The organism is Paenibacillus sp. GSMTC-2017 (assembly GCF_016019935.1).
Taxonomy (GTDB): domain Bacteria; phylum Bacillota; class Bacilli; order Paenibacillales; family Paenibacillaceae; genus Pristimantibacillus.
The window spans coordinates 1,219,275-1,239,232 of sequence record NZ_JAECMT010000001.1 but is presented as its reverse complement, the minus strand read 5'-3'; the positions used below and the strand labels follow the sequence as shown (position 1 = coordinate 1,239,232).

The 19,958-nt window shown below is 38.0% G+C and carries 22 protein-coding genes; 21 read left to right on the top strand and 1 reads right to left on the bottom strand.

Annotated elements, in window-relative coordinates; all coding sequences use genetic code 11:
* Nucleotides 1-16 precede the first annotated feature (16 nt).
* The 21 genes from I6N90_RS05775 to I6N90_RS05675 all read left to right on the top strand — a co-directional run bounded on the left by I6N90_RS05775 (nt 17) and on the right by I6N90_RS05675 (nt 19,124).
* Complete coding sequence (locus tag I6N90_RS05775) at nt 17-883, top strand: 5'-3' exonuclease (RefSeq protein ID WP_197934507.1); 867 nt, start codon at nt 17-19, stop codon at nt 881-883.
* A gap of 189 nt (nt 884-1,072) precedes the next feature.
* Nucleotides 1,073-1,825 (top strand): ABC transporter ATP-binding protein, encoded by a 753-nt coding sequence (locus I6N90_RS05770; protein ID WP_197934506.1) that lies wholly within the window; start codon nt 1,073-1,075, stop codon nt 1,823-1,825.
* Nucleotides 1,822-2,583, top strand: a complete 762-nt coding sequence (locus tag I6N90_RS05765; protein WP_197934505.1) for an ABC transporter permease — start codon at nt 1,822-1,824, stop codon at nt 2,581-2,583. Before I6N90_RS05770 ends, I6N90_RS05765 begins: the two co-directional genes overlap by 4 nt.
* A gap of 54 nt (nt 2,584-2,637) precedes the next feature.
* Nucleotides 2,638-2,823 carry an RHS repeat-associated core domain-containing protein gene (locus I6N90_RS05760; RefSeq protein WP_197934829.1) on the top strand — a complete coding sequence of 62 codons (186 nt, stop codon included), beginning with the start codon at nt 2,638-2,640 and terminating at the stop codon, nt 2,821-2,823.
* An 820-nt stretch (nt 2,824-3,643) separates the two neighbouring features.
* A complete protein-coding gene (locus tag I6N90_RS05755; RefSeq protein WP_197934504.1) occupies nt 3,644-3,919 on the top strand; it encodes a hypothetical protein in 276 nt (91 codons plus the stop codon).
* 239 nt (nt 3,920-4,158) lie between these two features.
* Complete coding sequence (locus I6N90_RS05750; RefSeq protein ID WP_197934503.1) at nt 4,159-4,644, top strand: hypothetical protein; 486 nt, start codon at nt 4,159-4,161, stop codon at nt 4,642-4,644.
* A 152-nt stretch (nt 4,645-4,796) separates the two neighbouring features.
* On the top strand, nt 4,797-5,240 hold the full coding sequence (locus I6N90_RS05745; RefSeq protein WP_197934502.1) for a DUF4304 domain-containing protein: 444 nt from the start codon (nt 4,797-4,799) through the stop codon (nt 5,238-5,240).
* Between the two features lie 580 nt (nt 5,241-5,820).
* The gene (locus I6N90_RS05740) at nt 5,821-6,216 is read left to right on the top strand and encodes a histidine kinase (protein WP_197934501.1); all 396 of its coding nucleotides are present in this window, start codon (nt 5,821-5,823) and stop codon (nt 6,214-6,216) included.
* 285 nt (nt 6,217-6,501) lie between these two features.
* The gene (locus tag I6N90_RS05735) at nt 6,502-6,951 is read left to right on the top strand and encodes a DUF4304 domain-containing protein (protein ID WP_197934500.1); all 450 of its coding nucleotides are present in this window, start codon (nt 6,502-6,504) and stop codon (nt 6,949-6,951) included.
* A gap of 603 nt (nt 6,952-7,554) precedes the next feature.
* Nucleotides 7,555-7,968 carry a helix-turn-helix transcriptional regulator gene (locus tag I6N90_RS05730; RefSeq protein WP_197934499.1) on the top strand — a complete coding sequence of 138 codons (414 nt, stop codon included), beginning with the start codon at nt 7,555-7,557 and terminating at the stop codon, nt 7,966-7,968.
* Between the two features lie 103 nt (nt 7,969-8,071).
* Nucleotides 8,072-8,803, top strand: coding sequence for a YveK family protein (locus I6N90_RS05725; protein ID WP_197934498.1), 732 nt, complete (start codon nt 8,072-8,074; stop codon nt 8,801-8,803).
* Nucleotides 8,793-9,458, top strand: coding sequence for a CpsD/CapB family tyrosine-protein kinase (locus tag I6N90_RS05720; protein ID WP_197934497.1), 666 nt, complete (start codon nt 8,793-8,795; stop codon nt 9,456-9,458). The genes I6N90_RS05725 and I6N90_RS05720 overlap by 11 nt, the downstream gene beginning before the upstream one ends.
* A gap of 100 nt (nt 9,459-9,558) precedes the next feature.
* Nucleotides 9,559-11,388, top strand: a complete 1,830-nt coding sequence (locus I6N90_RS05715) for a polysaccharide biosynthesis protein (RefSeq protein WP_197934496.1) — start codon at nt 9,559-9,561, stop codon at nt 11,386-11,388.
* 25 nt (nt 11,389-11,413) lie between these two features.
* A complete protein-coding gene (gene galU, locus I6N90_RS05710) occupies nt 11,414-12,301 on the top strand; it encodes a UTP--glucose-1-phosphate uridylyltransferase GalU (RefSeq protein ID WP_197934495.1) in 888 nt (295 codons plus the stop codon).
* On the top strand, nt 12,291-13,457 hold the full coding sequence (locus I6N90_RS05705; RefSeq protein WP_197934494.1) for a glycosyltransferase family 4 protein: 1,167 nt from the start codon (nt 12,291-12,293) through the stop codon (nt 13,455-13,457). Before galU ends, I6N90_RS05705 begins: the two co-directional genes overlap by 11 nt.
* Nucleotides 13,442-14,587: a glycosyltransferase family 1 protein gene (locus I6N90_RS05700; protein ID WP_197934493.1), complete on the top strand. Its 1,146-nt coding sequence runs from the start codon at nt 13,442-13,444 to the stop codon at nt 14,585-14,587. Before I6N90_RS05705 ends, I6N90_RS05700 begins: the two co-directional genes overlap by 16 nt.
* Entirely contained in the window at nt 14,553-15,452 is a 900-nt protein-coding gene (locus tag I6N90_RS05695; protein WP_197934492.1) for a glycosyltransferase family 2 protein, read from the top strand. Before I6N90_RS05700 ends, I6N90_RS05695 begins: the two co-directional genes overlap by 35 nt.
* A gap of 4 nt (nt 15,453-15,456) precedes the next feature.
* Nucleotides 15,457-16,530 carry an EpsG family protein gene (locus tag I6N90_RS05690; protein WP_197934491.1) on the top strand — a complete coding sequence of 358 codons (1,074 nt, stop codon included), beginning with the start codon at nt 15,457-15,459 and terminating at the stop codon, nt 16,528-16,530.
* Between the two features lie 15 nt (nt 16,531-16,545).
* Nucleotides 16,546-17,286 carry a glycosyltransferase family 32 protein gene (locus I6N90_RS05685; RefSeq protein ID WP_197934490.1) on the top strand — a complete coding sequence of 247 codons (741 nt, stop codon included), beginning with the start codon at nt 16,546-16,548 and terminating at the stop codon, nt 17,284-17,286.
* Nucleotides 17,287-17,325: 39 nt separating this feature from the next.
* Nucleotides 17,326-17,931: a sugar transferase gene (locus I6N90_RS05680; RefSeq protein WP_332262420.1), complete on the top strand. Its 606-nt coding sequence runs from the start codon at nt 17,326-17,328 to the stop codon at nt 17,929-17,931.
* Nucleotides 17,932-17,984: 53 nt separating this feature from the next.
* A complete protein-coding gene (locus I6N90_RS05675) occupies nt 17,985-19,124 on the top strand; it encodes an aminotransferase class I/II-fold pyridoxal phosphate-dependent enzyme (protein ID WP_197934488.1) in 1,140 nt (379 codons plus the stop codon).
* Here the strand turns inward: I6N90_RS05675 and I6N90_RS05670 are convergent.
* Entirely contained in the window at nt 19,115-19,822 is a 708-nt protein-coding gene (locus tag I6N90_RS05670) for an acetyltransferase (protein WP_232242546.1), read from the bottom strand. The genes I6N90_RS05675 and I6N90_RS05670 overlap by 10 nt on opposite strands.
* Nucleotides 19,823-19,958 lie beyond the last annotated feature (136 nt).

Genomic DNA, 19,958 nt, shown 5'->3' with positions numbered 1-19,958 from the left:
CTAGGAGCTGTTGTTAATGAGTAAGCAAAGATTGCTTCTTGTAGATGGAATGGCCATTTTATTCCGCGCCTATTTTGCAACCTCGTTTACCGGAAGTATTCGCCGGACAAGCACAGGGGTTCCAGTAAACGCGGTACATGGTTTCGTTCGTTACTTTATGGATGCAGTAAATAAATTTGATCCAACACATGTCATCTGCTGCTGGGATATGGGTGGCAAGACGTTCAGAATGGATCAATATGACGGTTATAAATCGAATCGCCCAAGTGCACCAGATGATTTGGTTCCGCAATTTGATTTGGTAAAAGAGGTTGTGGCCAGCTTCAATGTGCCGAATATCGGCATAGAAGGATACGAAGCAGATGATTGCATCGGGACACTTGCGTCTATGTATAAAGATCAAGCGGACATTTTTATCGTAACAGGAGATCATGATCTGCTCCAATTGGTAGATGATACTGTTTCGGTTGCGATTATGAAAAAGGGTATCGGCAATTATATGGTTTACACGCCGCAGCTTTTACTTGAGGAGCGTCAATTGACGCCTGTGCAGGTCATTGACATTAAAGGTCTGATGGGTGACACAAGCGATAACTATCCTGGAGTAAAAGGTATCGGTGAGAAAACAGCTCATAAGCTCATTCAAGAATACGGATCTATTGATGCATTGTTAGCGAATTTAGACGGAGTATCAAAGACGGTTCGTACGAAGATTGAAGCGGATATGGACATGCTCCATCTTTCAAGACAACTGGCGACTATATGCTGTGACGCACCACTTGATACAGATATTAATGTATGTGGTTGGAGTTATGACCGTGAGATCGTGCTCAACAAGTTTGATGAGTTGGAGTTTAAGAGCTTAGTAGCTCTAATTAGTTAATCGATTTAGTGAAGTACACCTTTTAGAATTGTCATTGGAAAAACCACTCGGTTTTCGATGAAATTTTAAGAGGTGTATTTTTTATGTCGACGACAAGACCAAAAGGAACGAGATGAACAGAGTTGAATGACTTTGAAGTAGGTTATAAACTATTATAGAAGTAATAGATTTGAAAGGAGCTGCCTAATCTTGGCTGCTATTTTAGACATCGCGCAACTAGCGAAAAAGAGTTGGAAGAAAGATAATAAACAATCGCCGTATTTGTTTGATGAGGTGACTGCCGTAATCAAGCAACCGGAATTTATATCTGTTATTGGTTCTTCAGGGCAAGGAAAAAGTACATTACTTCGAACTTTAGCGATGCTCGAAACGCCTGACAAAGGCGATATGTTGTTTAAAGGAACATCATACCGAATGAAGGATGCTAGAGCTTGGAGGAAACAAATATGTTACGTTCCTCAACAAGCGGTTATGTTGAATGGCAGTGTAGAGGATAATCTGCGAACCGCAAGTCGTCTCCACGGTAATACATATGACGATCAACTTGCTTCCCATTTACTTGCGGAAGCAATGCTGGATGGACTGGATCGAAATAAAAAGGCTAGTGAACTGTCTGGTGGAGAAAAGCAACGTGTTGCGCTTATTCGTTCTCTTTTATTACGTCCTTCTATATTGTTGTTAGACGAGATTACAGCATCGCTCGACAGCATCAGTGGTAGAGCAGTGGAGCAACTTTTGCAACGTTGGCATGTTAGTGAAGGTGTAACGATCATTTGGGTCACTCATGATTTGGAGCAGGTAAGGCGCACAAGCAGCAGAACTTGGTTTATGTCCGAAGGCACTTTATTAGAGGATAGAGGGACGCTTGATTTCTTCCGTCAGCCAGCAACAGAATCAGGAAATCACTTTCTCCGTTATTTAGTTAGCGAGGTGACAACATGACGTTACTTGCGCTTAGCTTTACTTTGTTGTTTGTATTAGCAACTATGTTTATTTCAGTGTGGCAGAAGCTAGGATTAGAAAAAGATATAGCTATCGGCACAATACGATCAGCGATACAATTGCTCGTTATTGGATATGTGCTACATTATATTTTCCAAACGGAAAAAGCGATATTTTTGCTAATGATAGTATCATTGATGATTATAGTAGCGTCATGGAATGCAGCTAAGCGCGGACCGGGTATGAAGGGTATCATATGGCGGATTGCTTTATCGATTCTGACGACTGAGCTTCTAATGATGGGAATATTGCTAGGTCTTAACATTATAGAACCTACTCCACAGTACATTATACCCCTCAGTGGAATGACAATAGGGAATGCGATGGTTGTTGCTGGACTTTTTGTTAACCAGTTAAGAAGAGAAGTTCAAGCTTCAAAAGGCGAGATTGAAGTGTTGCTAACACTTGGAGCTACGGCGGCTCAAGCACTTCAAGACGTTAGGAAAAGAGTCGTTAAGTTCAGTATGATCCCGACGATTGATAGTATGAAGACGGTTGGTCTCGTTCAACTGCCGGGAATGATGACGGGCATGATTATAGCCGGGGCAGATCCAATAGAAGCTGTACGCTATCAAATATTAATCGTTTTTGCCTTTACAGGTTCTGCAGCAATTACGAGTATGCTCCTGAGCGTATTGAGCTATAGACTGCTGTTTACGAAAGAGTTGCAGCTTAAGCCGATTCAAGATAGTAAATGAGGCAGGATGTAGGCAACTGTCCTCCTCTTTAATCTCTCATTTAGGAACTCCTAGATAAGCCAATATTATTTAAATGCACGTTATTATGATCCGCAGATCGGACGGTTTTTGTCGAAGGATCGTATTGGATTTATCTTAAATGAACCAGTTGGTCTCAATCCGTTTACTTATTTGATGGATAATCCCGTTATGACGGCTGATCCATCGGGCGAATTAGCTGGACCTATAATACATGGTTAGACTCAGTGGTGCACAAATGATAAAGTTCGGATTAAAGTGAGGAGCAATTATGCATATAGGTCATGGAGAGTATTTAATAATTAGTTCTTGTATTAAAAGTCCTTATGATGCCAATAAAATTAAAATGTAAATTGAAAAATTTATAGCTATTGATGCATCTTTTGGAGATATGAGTATGTTTAAAATAACTCCGAATAAGGTGGATTTTAATTTAGTTTGGGAAGGAATTGAGGAATTTTCTACAACTCTCTCAATGGAAACGATAAATCAATTTGCTCTATCTACTCTTGAATTAAGTTTTAGTAATGGTTCTCCAGCTAGATTACAGGTTATGTTTTTTCACACAATGGGAAGACATGTTTTCATATAAAGTAGAAAATTATAAGGAAAATGAGGTCAAAGTAGAAGAACCAACGATTGATGAAATTATGGAAAAGAGATGGGAGTCACTTATTACTCAAGATGGTTAATTGTTTATAAACAACTATAGATGTTTCGTATAGGTAACTAAAAAATAAGATGGCTATTGGTTTAGTAGTCATCTTATTTTTTAGTTTAAATGCAAGAGGTAAAAGAGGCATTTTATTGTTTGCAATCCGATCATTTAGTTTTTTGGGTCTTTATTAATAGTATTTAAAAGAGATACTAAAGTATATGTGCAACCAATTAGACCTAAGTACTCTAATGCTGTAGATCATTACAATGTAGAAATTCAGACTAAAACATTTGCTGGCACATGGAAATCTAGAGAGTCGTATCCTATTGTGATGGATAAGAAGGGGAATATAATCGATTGATTTTAGGAAGGAGTAAGAATGTTGTGAAATATGTAATTGATATAGCAAATGAAGAATGTGACGATTTTGAAAAACAAGCAAATAATGTGGGCGTATTACAAGTATTCGATAATAATGGAGATGAAATAACAAGATCTTCATACGTATCATTATTTTTGAGTAAAAATGCTCTTTTAGGTTTAGGAACAGAGTTGATAAGATTGGCACATAATTATAAGGAGGGCAAACATTATCATATAGAACCAGTTAATAATGAAATGATGACTCAAACTTTTAGGGATATTTTTGACACCAGATAGTAGTAGATTAATTGTGGGGTGTAGTGATGAAGATGCTATTGATGAATATTTTAAAGAAAGCAATATTTAAAAAATATTCTATATCAATGTAATTCGTCTTAGTGAGGCAAGTCAACGGGTTTGTCCGAAAAGTCCAATTGCACATACCCCATATAAAAAGTGAGGTATAGGGTTAGCCTCACCGTCGGATTATCCAATCTTCCAGCAATGAACTAAATAAACAACCAGAAGGTGAAGATGTGGAATTTCTTGAAGTAGTATTTAACTTAAGAACTGTATATTTAGATAAACTGCTTTTTGATGAGTTTAAACTTACAGCTGATAACATTAAGTCCTCTCACTTCTATGACAACGATGAGGAAAGGGATAAGGAGTTTCATGAAATAGCTAGCTTTTCTGATTTTTTCACAAAACCTGCTACGGGTACAATTACCGTAAAGGAACTACAGTTGGGTACGGTGTTGGAAGAGTTTTTGATCGTATTTTCATTTAATGAAGAGTTCTGTACGATTGACATTAACTTTTCTGAGTCAGATTGGATTGTGGACAATATTCTAGACAAAAAAAAGTGCTTGGAACTAATGGAATATTTCTTATCATTAATGGAGCGTTATCATATTGAATCTGTAAGATTTGGTTATGAGCCTGCGACTGATGATGATACTTGCTTAATCGAACTTAAAGCAGGTGTAACTCAAATGAAAGACATTGTTAATCGGTTGTAATATTTCTTTTACCCCAAGGAAATTTATCTTTGGGGTATCTTTTTTGCTTGAGTTTTCCGGCTCCGAATAAATACATTATTTAATTAACAGCACGCTTTTAGTTAAAGATAAGACTCAGAGTAAACTAGACGCGTACAGAGGTGGGGAATATTTTGGATAATAAGGAATTTAGACAGACTATAGATAAATGTTTACTACAAAATGAATTTAAAAAATCGGGTAAGTACTATTATAAAGGAACTGATGAGGTTATTTGCTCACTGGGGCTTCAAAGGTCAAGTTATTCGGATTGTTATTATATTAATGTGGGGTTAATAATAAGAGCGTTAAATCCTGACCTAGGTTATCCACGGGATGTTGATGGAGATATAAGGGGTAGATTTAGTATTGAAGCTAATGGTAAAAAGGTTGATTGTTTTGTTGTAGATGAAATTCATGATACAGAAGTGTTAATTAACTCAATAGAGAAAAATATTTCATATTGGACAAGTTCAACTTTAACTATTAAGGCACTTAAAAAATTATTGGATGATGAACCCATTAGGTTATTTCAAACAAGACTTTTAGCTAAAAAATATTTAGGAATTGAAGAATGATTGTATTGCACATTGGCAGTTTTTCTAAAGTGAAAACTTAAATGAAGAACAGTTAAGAGATTTATTTTAATAAATATGGAATCTCAGAGAGATATAGATGTATGGATAGGTTTTCGTGGAGAAATGCTTTCAAGTGAGAGCGATCCAATGAAGAAGCTAAATTAAAAGAAAAATGGAAAAGAATATGTAGACAAAAAATTCAGGAAGTTTGTGACGAGTATATGAAACAAGTACTTTAGTTCGTATTTATTAGTAGGGGGAACCGTTTTGGAACAGTGGGCACGCTGGTAACCTTTCAATGGATTCCCATAAAAGATAATAAATGAGATATTTATCGATAGTAACGCTGGAGTGATTTTAGAATTTTATGATGAAAGTAATAAAAACAAAATTATTTTTAAGTTTGAAGAGGGAGTATTGTCTTATAGAAATACGGATGAAGGCTCATTATTTTTACAGCGAATGGTCATTGTTTACTGTTAAGAACTCGGAATATCTATTACCGAACCGAACCTTGAATATATAAACGTATAAAAAACAAAGTACGAAGTGAATAGGTACAAATCTGGAGGTAATGAGATTGGATAAACATACATTACTTTTTCAAAATCTTAAATGGATTAAAGATTATTGGGCACGAGAAGCGACTGATAGTCTTAAACCTACATCTGATCTCATTTGGTCCGAATATGCGGATAGCTACAAGTTATTACAACAGAAATTAATTACACGTGAAGATCAAGAAGCCTTTCAGCGAATACAAAATGAAATTATTAAAGGTGTAGTACACTCCTTTCTTGTGATGATTGATGGTGGCGATCAATTGGCAGATGATATGCGGATTGACCTGATAGATGTGGAAACTAAGCAGTCACTAAAGGAACACGGTGCTTTATACGAAGGGTTTTATGCCTATCTTTTTGATGTTGAAGGGATAAATAATCGTTTTGATCATAGGAGAAAAAATGATAACTAACATAAATGTAATAACTAAATACGATCTTCATTGTAGTTGGGCGACAATATTAGAGGGTCTTAGGATGAAGATTTTTAGTATAAGTGAAGCTCAAATATATGCTATGGAAAGATTCTTAGAAAATCAAGCACATGAATTGGATTTGATGGCTATGACCCAACATTATATTCTAAGGAGAAAAATATTCAGCGATTAATCTCTAATGCGGAGAAGTTTATGAATGGTGAAAAGCTATATTTAGATCAATGTAAGTTGAAATAAATTCAGTTATGAAGGAGGGGAAATGTGAATAAAACGGAGTTTGTTGAATTTTTAAATAGTCTATTTACCCCATATTTATTCACTAGAAAAGGGCATAGATGGAGATATACTAACAATGGATTAACTAAAACTATTAAGCTTACAAAATCATATTACAGTAATAGCTACTATGTTAATTATGGGTATATTATTCAGAAGCTAGAGCTTGGTGGTTTTGAGATGCATATTTTCAATGGACTTAGTTCAATGGAAAATGAAGAAAATGCAACAATTATGGAGATATTAGATTTAGATACTCCTATTGCGGACATTGTAAGAAAAGAGAAGTTGGCGCGTTTTATTAACAAAGAAATCCTAGATGAGTTCAACAACATTAACAATGAAAATGATTTGCTAGTAAGCTTGATGGAACGACCCAACTTGAATGATGTTCCATTGTGCGTGAAACAATATTTTCAAATACCTATAGAATGAAATGGTATCTAAAAAAAATTGAATTATTCGAGCTAATAAGAACAGAGTATACGCTCAGCTTTGGTTGAATAACCTCCAAGTATTAATAAGTTGGACGCTTAGACGATACAAGTACTAATTCACAATAAGGCTTACATAGCCCCTGTGCAGACATACGCTTTAATAATTCTATCGTATCGATTTTATTGGGAATATTAAGTTGGACAGCATCAGTTACTGTCAAAACATTCATATAAATGCTCTCTCTTCTTCATTTATTTAATCGTATCAATAAAGGTTACATTACAAGCATTCGGACAGGCAACTACTATTAAGATTGATTTTGAAAATGTACCAAAGTATTAACGTTAGAAATAGTGATTTACAGAAGTAAAGGACTAGGCCACTGCAGTAACGGGTCTAGCTTTTTTTGTATTTACGAATAAATGAGTTCTTTATAAAGAACAAGCTAACATGAGCAATGGATAGAAATAAGAGAGGTCCAGCTATTGACCTGTTCTCTTTAAAGAACTAAAATATAGTTATTGTCCGTTATAAAGACTCCCGATACACGTTTGCGCTTGTAGTAATAGTACGGATCTAATCTGACTGAAGGAGAATATTATGATTGGGGAACGGATTAAATCGCTTAGAGAAAAAAAGGGTTATTCCATCACGAAGCTTGCCGATTTAGCAGGTGTTTCGAAATCTTATTTAAGTTATATCGAACGAAATGTTCAGAACAACCCTTCACTACAAGTATTGGCCAAAATTGCATTCCACCTCGATACTAACATTGAATTTTTGCTTGGTGAAGATCTTTCACCAAAAGTATGGGTCGATGAGGTGCTCGATGAAGAATGGCATTCAATCATTAGAGATGCAGTGGATGAAGGAATGAGTAAAGGGGATTTCCGTGCATTAAAAGATCTCGTTCGATCGAACAAGTGGAAAGAAGAACAAGGAAAGAGCAGGGAATACGCTGGCATTGATTCTAGAAAGAAGTCGAACATTATCATACTCCACATCGATCATTAAATGAATGGGGTAGAAGAGGGCATATTAATGTTGACTTGTTCTATATAAAGAACTATAATTGCGTTAGTGTTCTTTATAACTAACAATATAAGCGGGTGTATACATGGAAACGAAACGAGTCAGTGATAGAAATAATGTACCGGTAGAAAAAGAGATCGATTTACGGAAATTATTTAATACAATAAAACGAAGACTTTGGCTCATTATTTTGATAACAGGATTACTTACGACATTTGGATTTCTGTACAACTCTCAATCTGAACCTAATATTTATAATTCTTCTTCAAGGCTTATCATCGCTGCATCCAACGACATGATGACAACAGTTAGGGCATTAGTTCGTGAGCCAATTGTGTTAAATGAAGTTATAAAACAATTAGAACTCGATAGATCCGTTAGCGAATTACGAAGTCAAATTCGTGTGAACAGTGTAGATTCTTCACTGATCACTGTAATATCGGTAGTAGATTCGAATCCTGAAAGAGCAGCGGATATTGCTAATTCGGTTGTGGAACATTTTAAAGTTGTTGCAGCGGATACACTGGATGTTCGCAGCATTCAACTTTTGACAGCGGCTGAGGTAGAGCCATTTCCGATTAATGAAAAAAGTAACACGATCGTTTATATTGCCTTTATCGTCGGCCTTATTCTAAGTGTTAGCTTAGCTTTCCTACTGGAATCGCTTGATGATTCAATCCGTACAGAACAAGATGTTGAAAGTTTATTAGGAATTACAGTACTTGGTCAAGTATCAAAGATTAGAAGGAGACATACTTCTTCTGTAGATAAGAAACAAAAACCTGCAATGGTTAGGAGTGAGACAATTGGTTCGTGAACGATCAAAGATCGCCAAAAGAGTAGCTAATCGAAGTTTGGTGGCGTATCTGAATCCCACACATAAAATTTCTGAACAATATAGAACAATTCGTAACAATATTCAATATGCTTCTGATGGTCGTTCTATCCGATCGATTCTTGTTACGTCCCCATCAGATGGAGATGGAAAATCAACAGCAGCGATTAATTTAGCAATAAGTATGGCACAAAGAGGGGACCAAGTGCTCCTAATCGATGCAAATTTTCGTAATCCTGTGCTTCATAAAATTTTTAACGCACAAATTTCACCAGGATTGTCCAATGTACTAACGCAACAGTTAACTTTCGCAGAGGCAACACATGCTACTGAGGTTGAAGGTCTCGAGTTGTTAACAAGTGGACTTAGCTATACGAATTCTGCGGATATGTTAGATTCTCAATCGATGAAAGAAATTATTGAGATGGCTACCAAACGATATGATCGAATCGTCATTGATTGTCCTCCGGTTCTTAATGTCCCTGACACAAATGCGCTAGTGAACAAATGTGATGGAGTTGTACTGCTATTGAACTGTGGTAAGACTACACACAGTAAAGCGCTAGAGGCAAAACAATCTTTAACTTTTGCTGGAGCGCACATCATTGGTGCTATATTGAATAAAAAGAACGTTTGAGGATCATATGTCGGATAACGTATTTTTTTTGGAGGTGTTGTTCTTTATTAAGCACAATAGCGGAAAAGTTGTGTGTTAGAAAAGAAAGGATGAACATGAAATGACGTATCGAAGTAGACGGTCACTTTTACTTTTGCTCGACTCATTAATTGTTATATTGGCACTTTACATTAGTAGCTGGCTTTTAGACTTTGCTCAAACAAGCAGCAATACATTTTACATTCAAGCAGGGGCACTCCTCTTATTTCATCATTGCTTTTTTCTTTATTTCAAGCTGTATAAGAAAGCATGGGAATATGCCAGTGTAGGAGAACTTGTCATTATCGTTAAGGCGATAGGATTAACTTTTTTGTCTACGGGGCTCGTTCAACTGCTCGTTATGGGAGATCTTCAATTAAAACTGCTTTCAGTGACATGGATGATTCATGTTCTGTTAATTGGTGGCTCTAGATTAGTTTGGCGAGTTGTGAGAGGGAACTTGAATAGGAGCAACGGTAAACAGAAGCGAACACTTATCGTTGGGGCAGGTGCCGCTGGTACGATGCTAGCGAGGCAACTAATGAACAATTCAGATACTGAGTTGTTCCCCGTATCGTTTATTGATGATGATGCTCACAAGAAAATGCTCGATATTATGGGATTACCCGTCTGTGGTGGAGTTTCGGACATTGTCGCCAGAACGAAGGAATTGAACATCGACAATATTGTTATCGCCATTCCGTCATTAAGCAAAAAACAGCTTTACGACATTTATACAGAATGTGCGAAGACGAGTGCAAAGACGCAGATCATCCCCATGCTTGAAGATTTAGCTACAGGACGAATATCGGTTACAGAATTTCGTGATGTGCAAGTGGAAGATTTGCTTGGTCGTGAGCCCGTCGAGTTAGATATTGAGAGTATCTCAGGATACGTTACGCAAAAGGTTGTACTCGTCACAGGGGCGGGCGGATCAATTGGTTCGGAAGTATGTAGACAAATTGCACGTTTTCTACCAGAAAAGCTTATTTTATTAGGTCATGGAGAAAACAGCATTTACGCGATTGAGCATGAATTGAAGGAAACATACAAGGATTCGAACATCAAGTTTTATACGGAAATCGCCGATCTACAAGATGCAGATAAGATGATGTCGGTAATGATGGCACTTCGTCCTCATGTCGTCTATCATGCAGCAGCTCATAAACATGTTCCACTTATGGAACGTAATCCAGAAGAAGCTTTCAAAAATAATGTGTTAGGTACGCTTAATGCTGCAAGAGCCGCAAACAAGAGCAAAGTTGAAACTTTTGTTATGATTTCAACGGACAAAGCTGTAAATCCGACTAGCGTTATGGGAGCAACGAAGCGGATTGCAGAAATGATTATTCAACATAAAGGAAGAGTTAGTCAGACGAAGTTCGTGGCTGTTCGCTTTGGCAATGTGCTTGGAAGTAGAGGAAGTGTTATACCTTTGTTTAAAAAGCAGATTGCAAATGGAGGTCCAGTTACTGTAACACATCCTGACATGGTTCGTTATTTTATGACGATCCCCGAGGCATCAAGACTAGTTATTCAAGCTGGGGCTTTAGCAAGGGGCGGAGAAGTTTTTGTTCTGGACATGGGAGATCCAGTAAAAATTACGGAGCTCGCACAAAATGTTATACGAATGTCTGGTTATTCGGTTGATGAGATTGGCATTGAATATACAGGTATTAGACCGGGTGAGAAGTTATTCGAAGAGATGCTGAAAGATGATGAGGTTATGGATAAGCAAGTGTATCCGAAAATTTATATCGGAAAAGCATCCGACATCTATTTTGATGAAATAGAAGCATTGATTGAGGAATTTCCAAAGATGAATCAAGCAGAACTTAGAGTTCGTCTACTTGATTTGGCTAATCATGTATTGCCGGAATCAAGACAAAAGCTTGCAACAGTAACTGGATAATGAAAAAAAGGAGTTGACCATCGAGATGAAAGTTAGGAAAGCGATTATTCCTGCGGCGGGTTTAGGTACACGGTTTTTGCCTGCTACCAAAGCGATGCCTAAGGAAATGTTGCCGATTGTAGATAAACCAACTATCCAATATATCGTGGAGGAAGCGATTGAATCAGGGATCGAAGACATTATTATAGTGACTGGTAAAGGTAAGCGGGCAATTGAGGATCACTTTGATAATTCAATGGAACTTGAGCATATGTTGGCTGCGAAAAGCAAATTCGAGCTGTTGCAAGAGGTTCGAAAGTCTTCAGATATGGTCGATATTCACTACATACGCCAGAAGGAAGCAAAAGGACTAGGACATGCGATATGGTGTGCTAGAAAGTTTATTGGAGATGAGCCGTTTGCTGTTCTTCTTGGAGATGATATCATCTCAGCCAAGAAGCCTTGCCTTAGACAGATGATCGAAAAGTATGAACAATACGGTTCTTCGGTTATTGGTGTTCAAAGGGTGCATGAAGATGCTGTATCACGTTATGGCATTGTAGACGGCATGGAGATGGAGTCTAACTTCCACCGTATTAATCACCTGGTGGAGAAACCATCCAAAGAAGCAGCACCTTCCAACATGGCCATAATGGGACGATATATTTTGACACCTGAGATCTTCGATATATTAGGAAATCAGGAGCCTGGTTCAGGTGGGGAAATTCAACTTACAGATGCGATAGCTGAGTTAAATAAATGTAAAGCTGTGTTCGCGTATGAGTTTGAAGGTAAACGATATGATGTAGGCGAAAAAATGGGCTTCATCCAGACGACCATTGAATTTGCTCTTCAAAGAGAAGATCTACGTTATGAGTTGCTTGATTATTTAACTCGAACAATGGAGAGGGAAGCTGCACGCCATGAAGCCTAAAGTATTGTTTTGTGCAACTGTGGATTATCACTTTAAGGCATTTCATCTTCCTGTAATGGAATGGTTTCAGAAGCAGGGGTGGGAGGTTCATGTTGTTGCTCAGGGTGATTTAGTGCTACCGCACGTTGATCACAAATACAATATTCCAATCCAGCGATCGCCGTTCAAAGTGGTGAATGTAAAAGCTTATCGACAATTAAAATCCATTATAGATAAAGAGGACTATAGCATTATTCATTGCCATACGCCAATGGGTGGCGCGCTGGCTCGAATGGCGGCGAGGGGCGCCAGAAAAAGGGGCACGAAAGTCATTTATACTGCTCATGGCTTTCATTTTTATAAAGGTGCACCTCAGATGAATTGGCTCTTTTATTATCCAATCGAAAAAATGCTTGCTTCTGTTACGGATTGTCTCATCACCATTAATGGTGAGGATTTCCGTAGAGCGCTAGCAAGTCGATTTCGAGCGCGCGAAATTCATCATGTACATGGAGTTGGTGTACATACAAATATGTACTCACCGATTACGGAAGAGAGAAAAAGAGAGCTCCGTAGTAGTCTTGGCTATAGTTCGGATCACTTCTTAATGATTTATGGAGCTGAATTTAACACGAACAAAAATCACGAGTTGCTCATTCATGCACTTGCAAAACTGAAAGAGAAGGTGCCAGAAGCAAGACTACTTTTGGCAGGCGAGGGATCAACGCAAGAGAGTTGCCGTGAATTAACCCAGCAACTTGGTGTATCTCATATGGTTAACTTCTTAGGATTTAGGAATGATATGCGCAAGCTTATTCCAATGTGTGATGTTGCTGTTGCCTCAAGCCTAAGGGAAGGGCTCCCTCTTAATATTATGGAAGCTATGGCAAGCGGATTGCCAATAGTGGCTACGAATAATAGAGGGCATATAGAACTCGTGGAGGAAGGGCAAAACGGTTTTCTAATTGATCCTAGTGATGTCGATGCATTTGCTAGTCGCTTGCAACTCCTCTATACCTTTCATGAGTCAAGGCTAGAGATGGGGAGAAGAAGTTTGGAACGTGTAAAAGTTTATTCGTTAGATTCTGTTAAGGATGAACTGAAAGGGATATATAACACGTTTATGACGGAGCAAGAGAGAGACGGAAAGGAGAGGTTGGAGTGGAACGTCCAATAAGAGTTCTCCATGCCATAGTTAATATGAACAGAGGCGGCGCCGAAACATTATTGATGAATTTGTACCGGCATATTGATCGAAGCAAATTACAATTTGACTTTCTTACGAGTAAAGAAGGCGTATTTGATGAAGAAATTATTTCACTTGGCGGACAAATCCATAGAGTTCCTTACATCGATAAAGTAGGTCACTTCGGATATCAAAGAGTACTTCGAGAGTTTTTTGATTCCAATAATAAGTACGATGTCATACATGTACATATGGATCGAATGAGCGGATTAATGTTACGAGCTTCAAAAAATGCTGGTGTGCCCGTTCGTATCGCTCATAGTCACAATACAAGAAGTGAAGGCGGATGGATGGCTAGACTGTACAAACGTTACGCTAGTTTGTACATTGATCATTCTGCAACACATCGATTTGCTTGCTCCGAAGATGCTGGTAAATGGCTGTTTAAGGGACGTAACAAGAGAGTAGAACTATTAAAAAATGGTGTAGATCCTATTCGGTTTACTTATTCAGACTTTGCGCGGAATGCTATTAGATCAGAGTTATCGATTAAAGATGATACTCTTGTCGTCGGGCATGTTGGCCGTTTCAATCACCAGAAAAATCATACACAATTGCTTGATATATTTAGTCGCTTGTTACAAGTTCATAACAATAGTTTGTTGATTCTAATAGGTGATGGACCTCTCCGAATTGAGATGGAAAAAAAAGCTATTGAATTAAACATAGCGGATAAAGTCAAGTTTCTAGGTGTGAGAGCAGATGTAGACCGCTTATTACTGGCATTTGATAAGTTTGTATTTCCATCACATCATGAAGGGCTACCAGTAACGCTTATAGAGGCACAAGCGATGGGTATTCCTTGTATCGTTTCTGATGCTATATCTAAAGAAGCTGATTTGGGCTTAAGTCTTATGAAATTTGTCTCCAATCGCTCAATAGAAGGATATGTAATTGCCATTACGTCTGAGCAGCAGAAGAACAAGCGAATGATAACTAGCTCACAGTTAGAGAGTGTAGGTTATGACATAAGGGCTACTGCCCGTTGGATTCAGGAATACTATTTTCAATTACTAGAGGTGGACAATGAAAACCGTAACCGTCTTTACGCCAACGTATAATCGAGCATATTGCCTAGGTCGTTTGTATGAGAGTATGAAACGTCAAACATGCGACGACTTTGAATGGTTAATTATCGATGATGGGTCAACTGACAATACGGAGTCTCTCGTGCAGGTATGGCAGTTAGAAGACGCTGTAAGTATCCGATATGTTAAACAGGAGAATCAAGGTATGCATGGTGCGCATAACACCGCTTATGAGCAGATCACGACTGAACTTAATGTATGTATAGATTCAGATGATTATTTATCTGATCGGGCAATTGAAATGATTACTAGCTTTTGGGATAAGAATGGTAGCAATGAAGTTAGTGGGTTTGTAGCATTAGACGCTTATAGTGATGATACCATCATCGGAACGAAACTTCCGACTGAACTTAGCCGTTCAAACCTATTTGATCTTTACAATAAACATGGTGTACGTGGAGATAAAAAACTAGTTTATCGTTCTATTTTAACGACGCAATTTCCATATCCCATCTTTCCAGATGAACGATATGTTGGGCTTGCCTATAAATATTACAAACTAGATGAGCAATACCCTCTGCTTCTGCTCAATGAAGTATTATGCATTGTGGAATATATGGAGGATGGTTCATCTCGAAATATGTTAAAACAATATGTTCGTAATCCTAAAGGGTTTACCTTTTATCGGAAAGCGTTGATGGAATCTCCACTATGTGGTCTGTCATATAAGTTTCGTCAAGCGATCCATTATGTCTCCAGCAGTATCCTTTCTAGAAACAAGCAATGGTTAAAAGATTCACCGATGAAGTGGATGACTCTACTAGCAGTGCCACCGGGGGTTCTCTTATACTGTTTTATTGCTTTCAAAACGAGAAAGGAAGAAACATTATGGGGATAAATAAATGGCTATAATGTGGGCTAGTTTAGTAATCGTATTTTTTTTCGCTTTGATGTCTAGATATTTCTCTACTTCAGGAGGAATGGGCCCTACTACCATTCAACCCAATAAAGTGTTAGCTGGCGTCGTTGCATTATCACTTGTTGTAGTCTCAGGTCTACGTAACTCAATTGGTGATACCTATCTCTACATGCACGGCTATGAAGTAAATGACTTTAGTTTGGAAGCAGTTTTGAAAGGGAAAGATATTGGTTTTAATCTTTTACAAATGGTACTGAAACAAATAACAGATGACCCGCAACTTTTATTGTTTATAACAGCGTTTGTTACTAACGTTTTAATAGTCGCTGTGCTTTACAAATATGCACGTCTCTTCGAAATTAGTATGTTCGTCTATATTACTTCAGGAGCATTTATCGTTTCTATGAATGGCTTGAGGCAATATATGGCAGCCGCTATTATATTTGCAGCAACTAAGTATTTGTTAGAGGGACGCTGGAAGGCATACTTGATAGTCGTATTGTTTGCATCGGTATTCCATCAAAGTGCATTAATTATGATTCCGATCTATTTTATTGTAAGGCGAAAAGCTTGGACGAGTACTACGATCGGACTTCTGTTAGGCGCAGTACTATTTGTTATGGGTTATAACTTTTTATGGGATGTGCTCTTCGATGTAATAGCCGATACGCAATATGGATATTACGAAGACTTTCAAGAAGGGGGAGCAAACGTTATTCGTTTACTCGTAACGATCGCTCCGATATTTATCGCATTTATGGGGAGAGAGAAGTTGCGTGCCATATTCCCAGGTGGAGATATAGTCGTTAATTTATCTCTAATAGGTGCGGTATTGATGATTATTGCTACACAGAACTGGATTTTTGCGCGATTAGCGATCTATTTCAATGTATATCAACTGCTATTAATCGGATGGATTATTAAACTTTTTAGAGAAAAGGATCAAAAGTTTGTCTACATCGTTATGATTTCACTTTATTTGTTCTATTACTTCTATGAAAATGTCATCATCTTGGATCTTAAGTATGACAGTGACTATATTAGTTGGCCATTCTAGTAAGGAGGAGCTTATATGGAAAATAATGAGCGTATTCCCCGAATCATTCATTACTGTTGGTTTGGGCGTGGGGAAAAGTCGAAGAAGATTATGAAGTGTATGAAGAGCTGGACAAAAAATCTAAACGGATATCAATTGATGGAGTGGAATGAAGACAACTTTGATATCGAATCAAGTCCATATGTTAAGGAGGCTTATGCTGCTCGAAAGTTTGCTTTTGTAAGTGACTATGTAAGGTTATATGCGTTGCACAAATACGGCGGTATTTACTTAGATACTGATGTAGAAGTTATTAAGTCGCTTGATCCGCTGCTAAAGCATGAAGCATTCACCGGATTTGAGGATGAGCATTATTTACAATCTGGAACGATGGGTGCTGTTAGTGGTCACCCATGGATCGAAGAGTTACTTGAAGATTACAAGCAAAGAACTTTTTTGCTACCAGATGGTAGTTACGACATGATGACAAATACAGCAGTTATATCAAAACTATGCAAAAAAGATGGATTGCTTCTAAATGGTCAGTATCAAACGTTCAAAAATGGTGTGGTCTGTTATCCTCGAACTTATTTCAGTCCATACGATTACATCAACGGTGGAAACTATATTACAGATGAAAGTTATTCCATTCATCACTTTGCACAGTCGTGGCTTCCTGCTCATGTTCGATTAAGAAGCAATGTAAAACGAATTGTTAGCCGAGTAGTAGGACCTAAAGTGATCTCCAGAATGAGACAACTGTTTGTTTCTCGTTAATTGGAGCATTAAATAGATTATCAGGAGAAATTTAATATGATCAAACGAGTATTCGATTTCATTACTGCTAGTGCATTACTTCTTGTATTATCTCCATTCATTGCTATTATTGCGATACTAGTTAGAACTAAGCTCGGAACTCCGATTTTATTCAAGCAGCAAAGACCAGGCTTACATGGCAAACCATTTTATGTGTATAAGTTTAGGACAATGACAGACGAAAGAGGAGCAGAGGGAGAACTTCTTTCAGATTTTTTGAGGCTTACTGACTTTGGTAAATGGCTTAGAAAGTTTAGTTTGGATGAACTTCCGCAACTGATCAATATTATTAAAGGTGACATAAGTTTAGTAGGTCCTAGACCGCTTCTCATGGAATATTTGCCGCTATATACGGATGAGCAAGCTAAGCGTCACCTTGTAAGGCCAGGTTTAACGGGCTGGGCACAGGTGAACGGAAGAAACAACGTATCATGGGAAGATCGTTTCTCTTACGATGTTTGGTACGTAGAACATCACAATTTATGGATCGATCTAAAAATAGTGATGATGACTATAAAAAAAGTCGTACATTCTGAAGGAATTAGTAATGGAAAACATGTTACGATGCCGCTTTTCGAAGGCAAAGCAACTAATAAGGAAGGATGAGATAACTGTTGTTAGCGAAGGAGAAGTCTAAAATTTATTTGTCCCCCCCACATATGAGTGGGAATGAACGAAAGTATATTGATGAGGCGTTCGAAAGTAACTGGATTGCTCCTCTTGGCCCTAATATTGATGCATTCGAGAGTGAACTTGCGAGTTATGTAAGTATTAAAGGAGCAGCAGCTGTTAGTTCCGGGACAGCGGCTATTCATTTAGCGTTGGAACTTCTTGGCGTTGGAAAAGGCGATCTCGTATGTTGCCCAAGTTTTACTTTCATCGCTAGTGCTAACCCAATAAGTTATCTTGGTGCAGAGCCAATCTTTATTGATTCTGAGCCAGATACATGGAATATGTCACCAGAAGCATTAGAACAAGCAATGATGGAATGTGCTGCCGAAGGGAAATTGCCTAAGGCAGTTATTGTCGTTCATTTATACGGTTGTATTGCCAAAATGACTGAGATTATGTCTGTATGTAATCGCTATGATGTACCTGTTATCGAGGATGCCGCTGAATCGTTAGGTTCAACTTACAATGGCATACAAAGTGGTACATTTGGGCATTTTGGTATCTTTTCGTTTAATGGGAACAAAATTATTACAACTTCTGGCGGAGGCATGTTAGTATCTAATGATTTAGAAGCCATTAATAAAGCACGATTCCTCGCCACACAAGCAAGAGATGCTGCCCAACATTATCAACATAGTGTTATGGGGTACAACTATAGGCTCAGTAATATACTTGCTGGGATAGGTAGAGCTCAATTAGAGGTATTGGATGAAAGAGTTGAAGCAAGAAGAAATGTGTTTTTGCGGTATGTAAATGCGTTTCGTCATTATGACAATGTACAGTTTATGCCGGAACAAATAGGCTCACGTTCTAATCGATGGTTGACCACATTTACGATCACTGAGGAAGACTCCGCTTGGAAAATACAGGAGCTTTTAAATGAGTTGTCAGCGAATAATATTGAGGCGCGCCCGCTCTGGAAACCATTACATCAACAACCTTTGTTTGAAGGAACACGATTTTACCCTCATCCAACGTTAGAAGCGGCATCAATTTGTGAAAAGTTATTCCAATCGGGTATATGTCTTCCTTCGGGCTCAAATTTGGGAATAGAAGATCAAATGAGAGTGATTGAAGTTGTTGAAAGGGTAATTGCTGAAACTGTGCAAGTTACTATTCAAAGATAACGTTCTCCGATCCCTCTAGGTCGTATGACTCGAGCTGGAGTACCATAGGCAATCGTGTGCGACGGAATATTAGTTAAGACAGTTGCACCAGCACCAATAACACTATGTTCGCCAATGGTTATCCCGTGAGCAATCGTAGCACCTATCGCGATTGCAGTATAATCGTTGATAGAAACATTACCACCAGTAACTGATTGTGGAGCAAAGCTAACAAAACTTCCAACTCTACTATCATGATCAATTGAAGTGTGAGGGTATAAAATACAGTGTTCATCAACAGTAGCATCACTATTAATCACTGCTCCAGCCATTACGACTGATCCAACACCTACACGGCTTCCTCTTGCTAGCTCTGCAGATGGATGAATTGCAGTAATGAACGAAAGTGTTGGTACAAATGCCTTTAGTTTGGAAACGATGCAGCTACGTGTCCAGTTGTCTCCAATGGCAACAATTGCTCCGTCAATGGCATCAGAATGAAGCGAAAGCCAGCTTTCATCACCTAATATGTTGTAGTCATAAACGACATCATGAGCAGACCTATTGGAGTCTAGTAGTCCAATGATACGATATAGCCCTTGTTTTTCTATAACATCAATGACCGTTTTTGCATGACCACCTGCTCCAAATACGACAATAGATTGCAACACTAACAACTCCTTCTTTGCGAGAAATACTAAACATTTCCATTCTAGCATAATGGATAGAATTTGTAGATGGAAATGGGAAAAGAACAGTAAAGCAATTGACAGATCAAAAATAGGATGATATTCTGAGCATGTGTTCGTTTTATAGAACAAAAATTATTCAGTTTGTTCGTTATTAGCTAATTGT